This window comes from Nocardioides sp. (assembly GCF_041393715.1).
In the GTDB taxonomy this organism is placed as follows: Bacteria; Actinomycetota; Actinomycetes; order Propionibacteriales; family Nocardioidaceae; genus Nocardioides.
Genome location: NZ_JAWKJQ010000006.1, coordinates 255910 through 269999, shown reverse-complemented (window position 1 = coordinate 269999; position 14090 = coordinate 255910). Strand labels below are relative to the sequence as shown.

Genomic DNA, 14090 nt, shown 5'->3' with positions numbered 1-14090 from the left:
CGGTGCGGCGAGGCGTCGTAGACGTCGTACGCCGTCAGCCGGCGCAGCACACCTGCGCCGGCGCGGCCGCCTCGGAGTCGGAGTCCGCGCAGCAGGCGCTCGCAGCGGCCTCGTCCTCGCCGGCGAACGTGGCGGAGTCCGCGAGCACGGCATAGACCTCCCACTCGAGGTCGTCGGGGGTGTCCTCGACCCAGAACTTCTCCTGCCGCGCGTAGCAGCAGGTCGACTCGGCCTGCTCGCTGGTGACGAGCTGGGTGCCGACCCGCGCTGCCCAGTCGCTCACCGCGTCGACGTCGGCGACCTCGACGCCGAGGTGGTTGATCGTGCCGCCCTGGCCGGCGTTCTCGAACAGCACCAGCTTGAGGGGCGGCTCGGCGATCGCGAAGTTGACGTAGCCGGGGCGGCGCTTGGCGGGCTCGGCGCCGAAGAGCCGCGAGTAGAACGCGGTGGCGGCCTCGAGGTCGTCGACGTTGAGAGCCAGCTGGAGACGGGACATGGGGCGCTCCTAGATATCGATGAATGTCTATGTCTGACCCCGAGCGTGACACGAACATCGACGTCTGTCAATATTGATGTATGTCTAAGTCTCTGCCCCTGCTCGCGCCGGTCTCGGAGTGCTGCTCCTCGTTGACCGCCGAGCCGCTGACCGACGACCAGTCCGATCGGCTGGCCCCTGTGTTCAAGGCGCTGGGCGACCCGGTCCGGTTGCGGCTGGTCTCCCTGATCGCCAGCCATGAGGGCGGGGAGGCCTGCGTCTGCGACCTGAACGACGCCTTCGACCTCTCCCAGCCCACCATCAGCCACCACCTCAAGGTGCTCCACGAGGCCGGCCTGCTGGACCGCTCCAAGCGCGGGGTGTGGGTCCACTACCGCGTCCGGGCCGAGATGCTCGGCGACCTCGCCGCACTGCTCGGATCCGCGCGATGACCGCCACCCAGGAGTCGCCGGTCGCCCAGCGTCTGGGCGCGCTCGACCGGCTGCTCCCCGTCTGGATCGGGGCGGCGATGGTGCTCGGCCTGCTGGTCGGGCGCCTGGTCCCGGGGCTCGACGACGCACTGAGCGCTGTCGAGATCGGCGGCGTCTCGCTGCCGATCGCGGTCGGCCTGCTGGTGATGATGTACCCCGTCCTCGCCAAGGTCCGCTACGACCGGCTCGACACGGTGACCGGCGACCGGCGGATGCTGGTGGCCTCGCTCGTCCTCAACTGGCTGGTCGGCCCCGCGCTGATGTTCACGCTGGCCTGGCTGATGCTCCCCGACCTGCCGGCGTACCGCACCGGGCTGATCATCGTCGGCCTGGCCCGCTGCATCGCCATGGTCATCATCTGGAACGACCTGGCCTGCGGTGACCGCGAGGCGGCCGCGGTGCTCGTGGCGCTCAACTCGCTGTTCCAGGTGATCGCCTTCGGCGCGCTCGGTTGGTTCTACCTCGAGGTGCTGCCGGGCTGGCTCGGCCTCGACACCGCCCACCTCGACGTCTCCGCGTGGGAGATCGCGCGCTCGGTGCTGATCTTCCTCGGCATCCCGTTGCTGCTCGGCTTCCTCTCCCGGACGTACGGCGAGCGCTGGCGTGGCCGGGAGTGGTATGAGTCGGTGTTCCTCCACCGGGTGGGGCCGTGGGCGCTGATCGGGCTGCTGTTCACGATCGTGATCCTCTTCGCGCTCCAGGGCGACCAGATCACCAGCCGGCCGTGGGACGTGGCCCGGATCGCCCTGCCGCTGCTGGCCTACTTCGCGCTGATGTGGGGTGGGGGCTACCTGCTGGGGCGGGCGCTCGGGATGAGCTACGAGCGCACCACCACGCTGGCCTTCACCGCCGCCGGCAACAACTTCGAGCTGGCCATCGCGGTGGCAATCGCGACGTTCGGCGTGGCGTCGGGCCAGGCGCTCGCCGGCGTCGTCGGTCCGTTGATCGAGGTGCCGGTGCTGGTCGGGCTGGTCTACGTCAGCCTGGCGCTTCGAGACCGCTTCCCCCATGCAACCCCTCAGGAGACCTCGTGACCATCCCCACCGTCCTCTTCGTCTGCGTCCACAACGCGGGCCGCTCCCAGATGGCCGCCGGCTGGCTGCGCCACCTCGGGGGTGACCGGGTGCGCGTGCTGTCGGCCGGGTCCGCTCCGGGCGACTCGCTCAACCCGATGGCGGTGGCGGCGATGGCCGAGGTCGGCATCGACATCACCGCCGCCGTCCCCACGCTGCTCAGCGACGAGGCCGTCGTCGAGTCCGACGCCGTGGTCACGATGGGCTGCGGCGACGCCTGCCCGTTCTACCCCGGCAAGCGCTACGAGGACTGGAAGCTCGACGACCCCGCCGGGCAGCCGCTCGAGGTGGTGCGGCCGACCCGCGACGAGCTCCGGCGCCGGGTCGAGGCGCTGATGGCGGCCCTGGGCGTCGCGGTGGCCTGACCCGCGGACGGGGCCCTCGTTCGATCGGTCAGGACGGCAGCTGGAACAGGCAGAACGGGTGTCCGGCCGGGTCGATCATCACCCGGACGTCGTCCTGCGGCTGGTACGCCGCCACGCGGGCGCCGCGCGACACGGCCAGCGCGACCCCGTCGGCCAGGTCGGAGGCGCCGATGTCGAGGTGGGCCTGCATCTGCTGGTCGCCGGGCCCCGCCGGCCACACGGGGGCCTCGTGGTGCTCCTCCGCCTGGAAGGCCAGGCCGTGGCCGCCGCCGGGGGGCTTGATCTTCACCCACCCCGGTTCGTCGACCAGGGTCTCCCAGTCGGGGAGCAGGGCCAGATAGAAGTCGGCCAGCGCTCGAGGTGCCGAGGTGCCCAGCACCGTCGAGGAGATGCGGAACTGCGTCATCGCTCCAGGCTAGGGGTCGATCGGCCCGTCTGCGACGCCTCGGTGGGCCGTCGGCGACGCCTCTCGGGAACCTCAGGAGACGTCGATGGCCCGGTTGACCCAGGTGTCGGTCACGACCATGCCGACCTTCTCGTAGAGGCCGAGCGCGCCGGTGCGCGAGTCGGTGGACAGGCCGGAACGGCGTGCGCCGTGGCGCCGGGCTTCGGTGAAGCAGTCGACCAGCAGTGCCTGGGCGAGTCCCTGGCCACGCAGGTCGCGGCGGGTGGCGAGCCTGCTCACGAACGCCTCCGGCGGGTCGAAGTCGAGGCCGAGCTGGACGATGCCGGCGGCCACCACCTGTCCCTGCGGGTCGACGACCACGCGGAGGTTCCAGGGGGCGGCGCCCGGCCGGCGTACGACCTCGGCCTCGAAGTCGGCGAACGGCTCGCGCTCGCGCGCGGACCACTCGAGGAACGCGTCCTCGATGACCTCGTGGGCGGCGGGGTACTCCTCGGCGCGGGCCTCGCGCACGGTGTAGCCGGCGGGGAGGTCGCGCGGCGCGACGTCGACGCCGTCGGGCAGCTGCAGCACCCAGCTGGTCCAGCGCACGCGGTAGCCCAGCGCCTCGAGCAGCTGGTCGCCGGGTGAGCCGACCGGGACCGGCATGCCGATCGTCGGCTCGCCCTCCTCGGCGGCGCGGGCCTGCATCCAGCGGGCCAGGGAGGTGCCGATCCCGCGGCCGGAGTACGCCGGGTCGACGGCGGCGTCGCAGCGGCCCGACCGACCGAGCTCCGCGTATCCGACGAGCTGTGCGCCGTCGAAGACGCCGATGGTGCGGGTGGTCACGTCGAAGGAGGGGCGTTGCCAGTCGCCGACGATGTCGGCCTCCTCGATGTCGACCCGCCCGAGGTCGGCCTGCTGCTGTCGGGCCATCACCTCATAGACGGCGCGTGCGTCGTCGAGGCGGAGCATCCGCACGCTGAGCCCCGCTGGTACGTCGGCCGCGAGCTGCGTCCCCGCGGGGGAGAGGGGTGCGGGCGTGGCGGCAGGGTCGGTGGCGGTCACGACGCCAGTGAACCGCGCCGCGGCCCGCCTCCGCACCCGAAAATCGCCGAGGCGTCGCAGACGGGAGAGATCCCCCGCCCCCCACGCCTCGGGTGCCCGTCTGCGACGCCTCGCGCATGAACCGCGCGGACCCGGCCGCGGCCGGGAGGGTCAGGAGGCCTGGACGGCGGAGATGTCGAACTCGAGCTTGACCTTCTCCGACACCAGCACGCCACCGGTCTCCAGGGCGGCGTTCCAGGACAGGCCCCAGTCCTTGCGGTTGATGGTGGTGCCGCCCTCGAAGCCGACCCGGATGTTGCCGTAGGGGTCACGGGCCGAGCCGGTCTCCTCGAACGGGATGGTGATGCTCCGGGTGGCGTCCTTGATGGTGAGGTCGCCGGTGATCTGCCAGACGCCCTCGTCGTCGCGGGTGACGGCGGTCGAGGCGAAGGTGATGGCCGGGAACTGCCCGGCGTCGAAGAAGTCGCCGGACTTCAGGTGGCCGTCGCGGTCGGCGACGCCGGTCTCGATGCTGCCGACCTGGATGGAGAGCGACACCGACGACGCGGTGGGGTCGGCGGCGTCGATGTGGGCGCGGCCCTCGAAGTCGCGGAACTGGCCGCGCACCGTGGTGACCATCGCGTGCCGGGTCGAGAACCCGAGCCGCGAGTGGGTGGTGTCGAGGGCGTAGTCGCCGGAGATGTCGTCGAGCACCGAGGTCGGTGCGTCGAAGGTCTCGGCCTGGCGGGTGAAGATGCTCATGGAGGGCTCCGTTTCGTGATCACGAGTGATGTTGAAAGTTCAACGACTAGAACGACGACCCCTCGCCGGGCATTCCGCCGCCCGGTGTGATCCGGCCCACACGCTCGGCCCCGGGCCTCCGGACGCCCTCCCCCGAGCGCCTCGGCGGGTCGGGTCCGCGGGCGCAGGTTCGTGCAGTGCAAGAACATGAGGTTGAGCGGGCGTTGACCCCGCGAGTCGCCGGTTGCGAGTCTCTGCAACGGTGCGCCCGTGATCGCGGGCCGCCTCCGCCCGCGGACCCCACCTGAGGCCCGCCGCTACAGGAGGGTATCTCTCGGATGAAACGCAATGTTCTGGCCGCCCTCGCGGCCTCGGCCATGGTGTTGACCGCCCTGGCCGTCGGGTCTCCGCAGGCCTCGGCCGAGGCCCCGACGGCCGCCCGCACGGCCAAGCCCGACGCCAAGGTCCTGGCGCGGGCCACCGCCCGCAACCTGGTGAAGAGCGCGGCGCCCCAGCTCAAGGTGGGCCCGCACGACTCGTTCGCGCAGGGCAAGGTCTGGTCGTCGGGCCGACTGCAGTACGTCAGCTACCAGCGCTCCTACCGGGGGCTGCCCGTGGTCGGCGGTGACTTCGTGGTCGTGACCGACGCCCGCGGCCAGGTGCTGCACACCTCGGTCGCCCAGAAGCGCCCGACCCGGCTCGCCTCGGTGCAGCCCCGGGTCAGTGCGGCCACCGCCGCGCGCACGGCGCGCGCCCGGCTCGACCGGGTCGCGAGCAGCAGCCAGCCGCGCCTCGTCGTCTGGCAGGCCGGCCGCTCGCACCTCGCGTGGTCGCTCGACGTGGCCGGCACGGTCAAGGGCGCGCCCTCCCGCCAGTCGGTCGTCGTCGACGCGCGCACCGGCAAGGTGCTCGACTCCCTCGAGCGGGTCGTCGAGGGCACCGGCAGCTCGGGCTGGTCCGGCACCGTGTCGCTGCCGACGACGCTGTCGGGGTCGACGTACTCCATGACCAACAGCAACGCCTCGAGCCTGAAGTGCCAGAACGCCTCCGGCAACGTCACCTTCACCGGCTCCGACGACTCCTGGGGCAACGGTGACCCGACGAACCGCGAGACCGGCTGCGTCGACGCGTTCTACGCCTCCGAGAAGGAGCGGCAGATGCTGAGCCAGTGGCTCGGGCGCAACGGGATGGACGGGTCGGGCGGCTGGGTGCCCACGCGCGTGGGGCTCAACGACGTCAACGCCTACTACGACGGCACCCAGGTCCAGATCGGTCACACCCAGACCGGCGGCAAGTGGATCAGCTCGATCGACGTGGTGGCCCATGAGTACGGCCACGGCATCGACGACCACACTCCGGGAGGCATCTCTCGCGGCAACACCCAGGAGTTCGTCGCCGACACCTTCGGCGCCGGCACGGAGTGGTTCGCCAACAACCCGGTGGACACCCCCGACTTCACCGTCGGCGAGCAGGTGAACCTCGTGGGCACCGGTCCGATCCGCTACATGTACAACCCGTCGCTGGCGGGTGACGACAACTGCTACTCGTCGTCGACGCCCAGCCAGGAGGTGCACGCCGCGGCCGGACCCGGCAACCACTGGTTCTATCTGCTGGCCGAGGGCACCAGCCCCTCGAACGGACAGCCCACCAGCCCCACCTGCAACGGCTCCACGGTGTCCGGCATCGGCATCCAGAAGGCGATGACGATCATGTACAACGCGATGCTGATGAAGACGACCACCTCGTCCTACCTGAAGTACCGCACCTGGACGCTCACCGCGGCCAAGAACCTCTACCCGGGCAGCTGCACCGAGTTCAACGCGGTCAAGGCGTCGTGGGACGCCGTGTCGGTCCCGGCCCAGTCCGCGGACCCGACCTGCACCACCGGTGGCACCAACACCGTGACCGTGAACAACCCCGGCAGCCAGACCGGGACCGTGGGCACGGCCAAGACGCTGCAGATCACGGCCACCGACAGCCAGGCCGGTCAGACGCTCACCTACGCGGCCACCGGGCTCCCGGCGGGCCTCTCGATCAACGCCTCCACCGGCCTGATCAGCGGTACGCCGACCACCGCGGGCAGCTTCTCCTCCACGGTGACGGCCACCGACACCACGGGGGCCTCCGGGTCCGCGTCGTTCAGCTGGTCGATCAGTGGCGGCGGGGGCGGAGGATGCTCGGGCCAGCAGCTCGGCAACCCCGGTTTCGAGACCGGCTCGGCCGCCCCGTGGTCCGCGTCGTCCGGTGTGATCGACAGCTCGACCAGCCAGCCGGCGCGCACCGGCTCGTGGAAGGCCTGGCTGGACGGCTACGGCTCCCGGCACACCGACACCCTCAGCCAGTCGGTGTCGATCCCCGCGGGATGCTCGGCCACGCTGTCGTTCTACCTGCACATCGACACGGCCGAGACGACCTCGTCCCGGGCCTACGACAAGCTCACCGTGAAGATCGGGTCGACGACGCTCGCGACCTACTCGAACCTGAACCAGGCCTCGGGCTACACGCTGCGCTCGTTCAACGTGTCGTCGTACGCGGGTCAGACGGTGACGCTGAGCTTCACCGGTGTCGAGGATCGCTCGCTGCAGACGAGCTTCGTCATCGACGACACGGCGCTCACCCTGGGGTGAGCCGGGTCTGACGGGGGAACCGGATCGGGCCCGCGGTGTCGTCAGGCACCGCGGGCCCGACTGGTGACGCTCGCCATGCCCGGAACCAGTGGATCGAGGCTATGGTGATCCACGCCACATTCGTGCCGACGCCCGAGGGGGCGGACGCCGGCCGACTCTCGGAAGGCCACCGCCATGCACACCTCTCGCCCCGGCCGCCGGTTCGCCCTGCTGGCCACGGGTGTCGCCCTTGCGGCGCTCGCGGCCCTGGTCAGCCCCTCGCCCGCCGCCGCCGACGACCCGTCGTACGTCGCGCTCGGCGACTCCTACTCCTCCGGCACCGGAACCCGCTCCTACCTCGCCGACGGCACCTCCTGCCAGCGGTCCGTCTATGCCTACCCGAGCCTGATCGCCTCGGCCCAGCACTACGCCCTCAACTTCCGCGCCTGCTCGGGCGCGACCATCGCCGACGTGACCGCCACCCAGCTGTCGGCCCTGTCGGCGTCGACGACCTACGTCACCATCTCCGTCGGCGGCAACGACGCGGGCTTCGCGAGCGTCCTCACCGAGTGCGCGCTGCCGGGCTGGATGAGCAACTGCAACGGCAGGATCTCGACGGCTCAGGGGTTCATCACCACCACGCTGCCGGGTCGGCTCTCGACCCTCTACGGCAAGATCCGGGCCGCGGCGCCGCAGGCCCGGGTCACCGTGGTCGGCTACCCGCGGCTGTTCGACGGCCGGGACTGCAACGCGCTGACCTGGTTCTCCTCCTCGGAGATGAGCAAGCTCAACGCGACGGCCGACCTGATGAACAGCCGGCTCAGCGCCGCCGCCGGTGCGGCGGGGTTCTCCGTCGCCAACCCGACGAGTCGCGTCCTCGGGCACGCGGTCTGCGACAGCCCGGAGTGGATCAACGGGCTGAGCTATCCGATCTCGGAGAGCTACCACCCGAAGGTCTCCGGTCACCGGTCCGGCTACTACCCGACGGTGAGCCCCTACGTCGCCGGCGTCACCGCCGCGCTGACCCGCACCGTGCTGCTCCGCGCGGCGATGTCGGCGCCGTCGCTGGCCGCCCAGCAGCGGGCGTACGCCGGCCTCGACGCGCGGATCACGCCGCAGGCCTTCCGGGCCCCTGATCTCCCGGGCCGGCGCGCCGTGCGGGCCGCTCGCCGCGCCGGTGTCGACCTCTCCTCGCGGGCCAGCATCGACCGTGTGGACCGGATCTACTCCGCTCGGCAGGCGCGCGCGTGGGCGCGCACCCACTGAGCAGCGCCCCGGGCTCGCCGGCCCCCGACCGCCGGCTCCGCTGACCTCACCCGACCGGGCTCCCACCCCCCATGGCTCGGTCGGGTGAGCCATGGGGGCATGCTGGTGGCGTGATCCGCCTCGCCGTCGACCTGGCCCTCGTCGCCGTCTTCGCCGCCATCGGGCGGCTCAGTCACCACGAGTCCCTGTCGCCCTCCGGGTGGGCGCACACCGCCTGGCCGTTCCTGGCGGGCACGCTGGCGGGGTGGGCCGTGCTCGCCGCCGCGCAGCGCTCCCCGGCCGGTCTGGCCGGCGGCCTCGTCGTCTGGGTCGCGACCGTGGCCGTGGGCATGGTGCTGCGCTCGCTCACGGGTCAGGGGGTGGCCGTGTCCTTCGTGGTCGTGGCCAGCGTGGTGCTCGGAGTGCTGCTGCTCGGCTCCCGGCTCGTCTGGCGGGCCTGAGCCCCGCCGAGTCCGCACGACGGGTCCCGCCCGGCTTTGCATGACTATGCAGTGCAGTGCATAATCGCCTCATGTCCAAGGTCCTCAACTCCCTTCCCGTCGGCGAACGCGTCGGCATCGCCTTCTCCGGTGGCCTCGACACCTCGGTCGCCGTCGCCTGGATGCGCGAGAAGGGCGCGGTGCCGTGCACCTACACCGCCGACATCGGCCAGTACGACGAGCCCGACATCTCCGGCGTGCCGGGTCGAGCGCTGGCCTACGGCGCCGAGATCTCCCGGGCCGTCGACGCCAAGAAGCAGCTCGTCGAGGAGGGCCTGGTCGCGATGGCCTGCGGCGCCTTCCACATCCGCTCCGGGGGGCGGGCCTACTTCAACACGACGCCGCTCGGTCGGGCCGTCACCGGCACCCTGCTGGTGCGGGCGATGCACGAGGACGGCGTCGACATCTGGGGAGACGGGTCGACGTTCAAGGGCAACGACATCGAGCGGTTCTACCGCTACGGACTGCTCGCCAACCCCTCCTTGAGGATCTACAAGCCCTGGCTGGATGCCGACTTCGTCAGCGAGCTCGGCGGGCGGCACGAGATGAGCCAGTGGCTCACCGACCGCGACCTGCCCTACCGCGACAGCCAGGAGAAGGCCTACTCCACCGACGCGAACATCTGGGGGGCCACCCACGAGGCCAAGACGCTCGAGCAGCTCGACGTCTCGCTGGAGACCGTCGAGCCGATCATGGGTGTGAAGTTCTGGGACCCGTCGGTGGCGATCGAGCCCGAGGTCGTCACGGTCCGCTTCGAGCAGGGCCGGCCGGTCGCGCTCAACGGGCGGACCTTCGCCGACCCGGTGGCGTTGGTCCACGAGGCCAACGCGATCGGCGGCCGGCACGGGCTCGGCATGTCCGACCAGATCGAGAACCGGATCATCGAGGCCAAGTCGCGTGGCATCTACGAGGCCCCGGGCATGGCGCTGCTGTGGACGGCGTACGAGCGACTGCTCAACGCGATCCACAACGAGGACACCCTCGCCAACTACCACGCCGAGGGGCGGTCGCTGGGCCGGTTGCTCTACGAGGGCCGGTGGCTCGACCCGCAGGCGATGATGCTGCGCGAGTCGATCATGCGCTGGATCGCCTCGGTGGTCACCGGCGAGGTGACGCTGCGGCTGCGGCGCGGCGAGGACTACACGGTGCTGAACACGGCCGGACCGCACCTGTCCTACCACCCCGACCGGCTGTCGATGGAGCGGACCGAGGACTCGGCGTTCGGGCCCACGGACCGGATCGGCCAGCTGACGATGCGCAATCTCGACATCGCCGACAGCCGCTCGCTGCTCGAGCAGTACGCCGCCCAGCCGCAGGACCAGGGCCACCAGCTGGTGGAGCACGGCACGCTCTTCGGGGAGCTGCCGGCCGGCGGAGCGGACCAGATCATCGACAACCCCGCGGTGCTCGACGACGCTCCCGAGGAGCTGGTCGACGCCGCCGCGATGGAGTTCGGCGCGGACTGACGCCGCACCCGCACTGCGCCGCCGGAGGCGGTCGGCCGGGCGATCCGGACACGTGAGCCGCCTCTCACCCCATCCGCCGTCGGGAGGGAGCAAGATGGGGGTATGAGCGGCGGAGAAGACTACGGCGAGTTCAGCGTCGACGACGAGACCCAGTTGCAGCCCGAGGACACCTTGGACTTCCACGGTGTCGACGACGTCCTCGATGAGGGCATCGTCACCCGCGAGGGCTGGTCCGCCGGGCAGGGGTTCGGCAACACCGCGGCGGAGGAGCATCAGGGCGAGAGCCTCGAGCAGCGCATCGCGCAGGAGGTGCCGGACGTCGATCCCGAGCACGACAGCTGGGACGAGGACGTCCTCGACGACGACCAGGTGGGCGACGAGCGGTCCGGGCGGCTGGTCGCCTCCGACGACACCGACGACCGGTTCGTGACCGACGTGGGCATCGACGGCGCCGGCGCGAGCGCCGAGGAAGCGGCCATGCACGTCATCGACGAGGGCGGCTTCTGACCGCGCGTGCGCACGTTCACCGGCCTGGACCAGCGCGAGGGTCGGCGGCAACGGCGGCGGGCGACGTCCAGCCTGCGCCGGATCGAGGTCGCGCTGCTCGGTCTGGTGCTCGTGATCGGGCTCGGCACCCTCGGCTACCTGGTCCTGCCCGTCTCCGCTGACGGGCATCGTTTCGGGCCCCTGGAGGCGCTCTACCAGACCGTGACCACGGTCTCGACCGTCGGCTTCCGCGAGGTGCATCCGCTGTCGGCGGCGGGGGAGATCTTCACGATCGGCCTGATCATCCTGGGCGCGGGCACCGTGCTCTACAACCTCGGGCTGCTCGTGGAGGCGGTCACCGAGGGACACCTTCGCCAGCACCTGGAGAGGCGACGCATGGACAAGGACATCGACCGGCTCTCCGGTCACGTGGTCGTGTGCGGTTTCGGCCGAGTCGGCCGGGCCGCCGCCGAGCAGCTGCTCGCCTCGGGCAACGACGTGGTCGTGGTCGACCGGGACCCCGACCGGTTCGCCGAGGCCGACGTCACCCACATCGTCGGCAACGTCACCGAGGACGACAGCGTCCTGACGGCCGCGGGCATCCATCGGGCCCGGGCCCTGGTGGCCTCGCTCGACAGTGATGCCGAGACCCTCTACCTCACCCTGTCGGCCCGGGCGCTGGCACCCGACCTGGTGATCGTGGCTCGCGCACGCACCGCCGACTCGAAGCAGAAGCTGGTGCTGGCCGGGGCCACCCGTGCGGTCAACCCGCAGATGATCGGGGGCCGGCGACTCGCGGCCTTCGCGCTGCAGCCGGACCTCGCGGAGTTCATCGATGTCGTCGTGCACGACAGCGAGCTGGACTTCCAGATTCAGCAGGTCACCGTGCACGAGCAGTCCGCCCTGGCGGGCCGCGCGCTCGACGAGCTGGCACTGCTCGATCGCACCGGGGTGCAGGTGCTGGCGATCCGCCCGTCGGGGACCACCGGGTTCACGTTCCGTCCGCCCGGCTCGGCCGTGGTCTCCGCCGGCTGCGTGCTGATCGGGTTCGGGACCCTGGACGGCATCGCGTCGCTGCAGGGGCTGGCCGAGCACCGCTGACCGGGGCACCGGCCGGGCGGCGCATCCCCGATCCCCGCCCACCTGCGTGGTAGCAAGGACGCCATGCGAGCAGCACGGGTGGCGGCGGTGGCCGCGGCGCTGCTCGCCGGGTCGCTCGCCGGCTGCTCGGGCGGTGACACCTCCGACCAGCCGGACCCCGCCACGACGGTCGACGCCCTCGCCCGGGCGCTCGGCGACGGCGATCTCACCGGGGTCTCCTGGACCGCCGACACCGCGGCCGAGGCGCAGCCGCGCTTCGACGCCATCGTCGAGGGGATGGGTGACCTGCAGCCCACCGTGCAGCCGGGGCGGGTGACCGAGCAGCCCGCGGCCGACGGCGAGCCGGCCACGGCGCGGGCCGCGCTGACCTGGCACTGGCCGGTGGGTGACAACGAGTGGGTCTACGACGCCGAGGCGTCGCTCACGCTGGCCGACGGCGGCTGGCAGGTCGCCTGGGAGCCGGCCGTGGTGGAGCCCTCGCTGCGCGGCAAGGTGGTGCTCGACGCCCACAGCCTGCGGCCCGGCCGGGGCGACGTGGTCGGCTACAGCGGGCTCAAGCTGATCACCGCCCGCGACGTGGTGCGGTTCGGCGTGGACCGGTCGCTGGTCCCCCGGGCCACCGCCGTCGCGTCGGCCCGCCAGCTCGCCCGGCTCGTCGACATCGACGTGCCGTCGTACGTCGACCGGGTGCGGTCCGCCGGCGACCTGGCCTTCGTGGAGGCGATCACCTACCGCCGCGAGGAGGTCCCGGAGACGGTCGGTGCGGGCTACGAGTCGCTCGAGGGCGTCCGTGCGCTGCAGACCACCGCGGAGCTGGGCCCGACCCCGACGTTCGGGCAGCCGCTGCTCGGCCGGGTCGGCGAGGTGACGGCGGAGATGATCGACGCCGACCCGGGCCGCTACCAGGTCGGAGACCTGGCGGGGCTGTCCGGCCTCGAGGCGCGCTACGACGACCAGCTGCGTGGACAGCCGGGCCTGGCGGTCGACGCCGTCGCCACCGACGGCAAGTCCCGCGAGCTCTATGCCGTGCCGGCCACCGACGGGGATCCCCTGCTCACCTCGATGGACCTCGACCTGCAGCTGGAGGCCGAGCAGCTGCTGGCCGACCAGGGCCCACCGTCGGGGTTGGTGGCGATCCGGCCCTCGACCGGGGCCGTGCTGGCGGCGGCGACCAGCCCCAGCGCCGACGGCGTCAACATCGCCACCTTCGGCAAGGCCGCGCCGGGCTCCACGTTCAAGATCGTGTCCAGCCTGGCCCTGATCCGCTCGGGACTCACCCCGGAGAGCAAGGTCCCGTGCACGCCGTCGGTGCTCGTCGACGGCAAGGTGTTCGCCAACTACGACGCCTACCCGCCCGCCCACCTCGGACGCATCCCGCTGTGGTCGGCGCTCGCCCACTCCTGCAACACCGCCTTCATCTCCCAGCACGGTCGGCTCGGCACCAGCGATCTCGCCGACGCGGCCGCGTCCCTCGGCTTCGGGATCGACCACGAGGTCGGCTACCCGGCGTACTTCGGCCAGGTGACGCCGACCGACAACACCACCGAGGCCGCTGCCGACCTGATCGGGCAGGGCACCGTGCTCGCGGCGCCGCTCTCGATGGCGACCGTGGTCGCCTCCATCCAGGCCGGCCACACCGTCGTCCCGACCCTGGTCAAGGGGGTCTCCGACGAGGCCGCGGCCGCGGCGCCCCCGCTGACCGAGCAGGAGGCCGAGCAGCTCCGGTCGATGATGCGGCACGTCGTCACCGACGGCACCGCCAACCAGCTCCGGGACATCCCCGGCCCGCCGGTGATCGGCAAGACCGGCACCGCGGAGTTCGACCAGAACGGCAAGCGGCTCACCCACGCGTGGATGGTCGCGGCCCAGGGCGACCTCGCCGTGGCGGTCTATGTCGACGTGGGCAACTCCGGGTCCGGGATCGCCGGGCCCATCCTCGAGGCGTTCCTGCGCGCCGCCCGGGGCTGAGATTCTTTACCCGGATATCACCCGTTCGGAGGTAGTCGACACGGCGGGTCGGCTGGGACCATCCGTCCCGGGTGGGGTCGCGGGCGGGCGGGCGCATGGGGTGTCCGCCCGCCCGTGCCGAGTGCGGCCGCCCGGTGGGTCGAG

At 71.9% G+C, this 14090-nt stretch carries 14 protein-coding genes; 10 read left to right on the top strand and 4 right to left on the bottom strand.

Going from position 1 to position 14090, the window contains the following annotated elements:
* Positions 1-34: 34 nt before the first annotated feature.
* On the bottom strand, positions 35-496 hold the full coding sequence (locus R2740_RS11905) for an ArsI/CadI family heavy metal resistance metalloenzyme (RefSeq protein ID WP_371302898.1): 462 nt from the start codon (positions 494-496) through the stop codon (positions 35-37).
* A gap of 80 nt (positions 497-576) precedes the next feature.
* Between R2740_RS11905 and R2740_RS11900 the strand changes: the two genes are divergently transcribed.
* Genes R2740_RS11900 through R2740_RS11890 form a run of 3 tightly spaced genes read left to right on the top strand, consistent with a single transcriptional unit; the run spans position 577 to position 2404 of the window.
* On the top strand, positions 577-927 hold the full coding sequence (locus R2740_RS11900) for an ArsR/SmtB family transcription factor (RefSeq protein WP_371302897.1): 351 nt from the start codon (positions 577-579) through the stop codon (positions 925-927).
* A complete protein-coding gene (arsB, locus tag R2740_RS11895; RefSeq protein ID WP_371302896.1) occupies positions 924-2000 on the top strand; it encodes an ACR3 family arsenite efflux transporter in 1077 nt (358 codons plus the stop codon). Before R2740_RS11900 ends, arsB begins: the two co-directional genes overlap by 4 nt.
* Positions 1997-2404 (top strand): arsenate reductase ArsC, encoded by a 408-nt coding sequence (locus R2740_RS11890; protein ID WP_371302895.1) that lies wholly within the window; start codon positions 1997-1999, stop codon positions 2402-2404. The genes arsB and R2740_RS11890 overlap by 4 nt, the downstream gene beginning before the upstream one ends.
* Before the next feature lie 28 nt (positions 2405-2432).
* On the opposite strand, the gene R2740_RS11885 is transcribed toward R2740_RS11890, so the two are convergent.
* From R2740_RS11885 to R2740_RS11875, 3 genes are all read right to left on the bottom strand, one after another.
* Positions 2433-2810 carry a VOC family protein gene (locus R2740_RS11885; RefSeq protein ID WP_371302894.1) on the bottom strand — a complete coding sequence of 126 codons (378 nt, stop codon included), beginning with the start codon at positions 2808-2810 and terminating at the stop codon, positions 2433-2435.
* Positions 2811-2882: 72 nt separating this feature from the next.
* Entirely contained in the window at positions 2883-3854 is a 972-nt protein-coding gene (locus R2740_RS11880; protein WP_371302893.1) for a GNAT family N-acetyltransferase, read from the bottom strand.
* A 150-nt stretch (positions 3855-4004) separates the two neighbouring features.
* Positions 4005-4595: a YceI family protein gene (locus tag R2740_RS11875; RefSeq protein WP_371302892.1), complete on the bottom strand. Its 591-nt coding sequence runs from the start codon at positions 4593-4595 to the stop codon at positions 4005-4007.
* Between the two features lie 317 nt (positions 4596-4912).
* On the opposite strand from R2740_RS11875, the gene R2740_RS11870 reads away from it, so the two are divergent.
* The 7 genes from R2740_RS11870 to R2740_RS11840 all read left to right on the top strand — a co-directional run bounded on the left by R2740_RS11870 (position 4913) and on the right by R2740_RS11840 (position 13946).
* Positions 4913-7201, top strand: a complete 2289-nt coding sequence (locus R2740_RS11870) for a M4 family metallopeptidase (protein ID WP_371302891.1) — start codon at positions 4913-4915, stop codon at positions 7199-7201.
* Between the two features lie 174 nt (positions 7202-7375).
* Complete coding sequence (locus R2740_RS11865) at positions 7376-8446, top strand: SGNH/GDSL hydrolase family protein (protein ID WP_371302890.1); 1071 nt, start codon at positions 7376-7378, stop codon at positions 8444-8446.
* A 110-nt stretch (positions 8447-8556) separates the two neighbouring features.
* Entirely contained in the window at positions 8557-8886 is a 330-nt protein-coding gene (locus R2740_RS11860) for a DUF3054 domain-containing protein (RefSeq protein ID WP_371302889.1), read from the top strand.
* A 71-nt stretch (positions 8887-8957) separates the two neighbouring features.
* Positions 8958-10391, top strand: a complete 1434-nt coding sequence (argG, locus tag R2740_RS11855; RefSeq protein WP_371302888.1) for an argininosuccinate synthase — start codon at positions 8958-8960, stop codon at positions 10389-10391.
* Positions 10392-10493: 102 nt separating this feature from the next.
* Positions 10494-10898 (top strand): DUF5709 domain-containing protein, encoded by a 405-nt coding sequence (locus tag R2740_RS11850; protein ID WP_371302887.1) that lies wholly within the window; start codon positions 10494-10496, stop codon positions 10896-10898.
* Between the two features lie 6 nt (positions 10899-10904).
* On the top strand, positions 10905-11978 hold the full coding sequence (locus tag R2740_RS11845; protein ID WP_371302886.1) for a TrkA family potassium uptake protein: 1074 nt from the start codon (positions 10905-10907) through the stop codon (positions 11976-11978).
* Between the two features lie 63 nt (positions 11979-12041).
* Complete coding sequence (locus R2740_RS11840; protein WP_371302885.1) at positions 12042-13946, top strand: penicillin-binding transpeptidase domain-containing protein; 1905 nt, start codon at positions 12042-12044, stop codon at positions 13944-13946.
* Positions 13947-14090 lie beyond the last annotated feature (144 nt).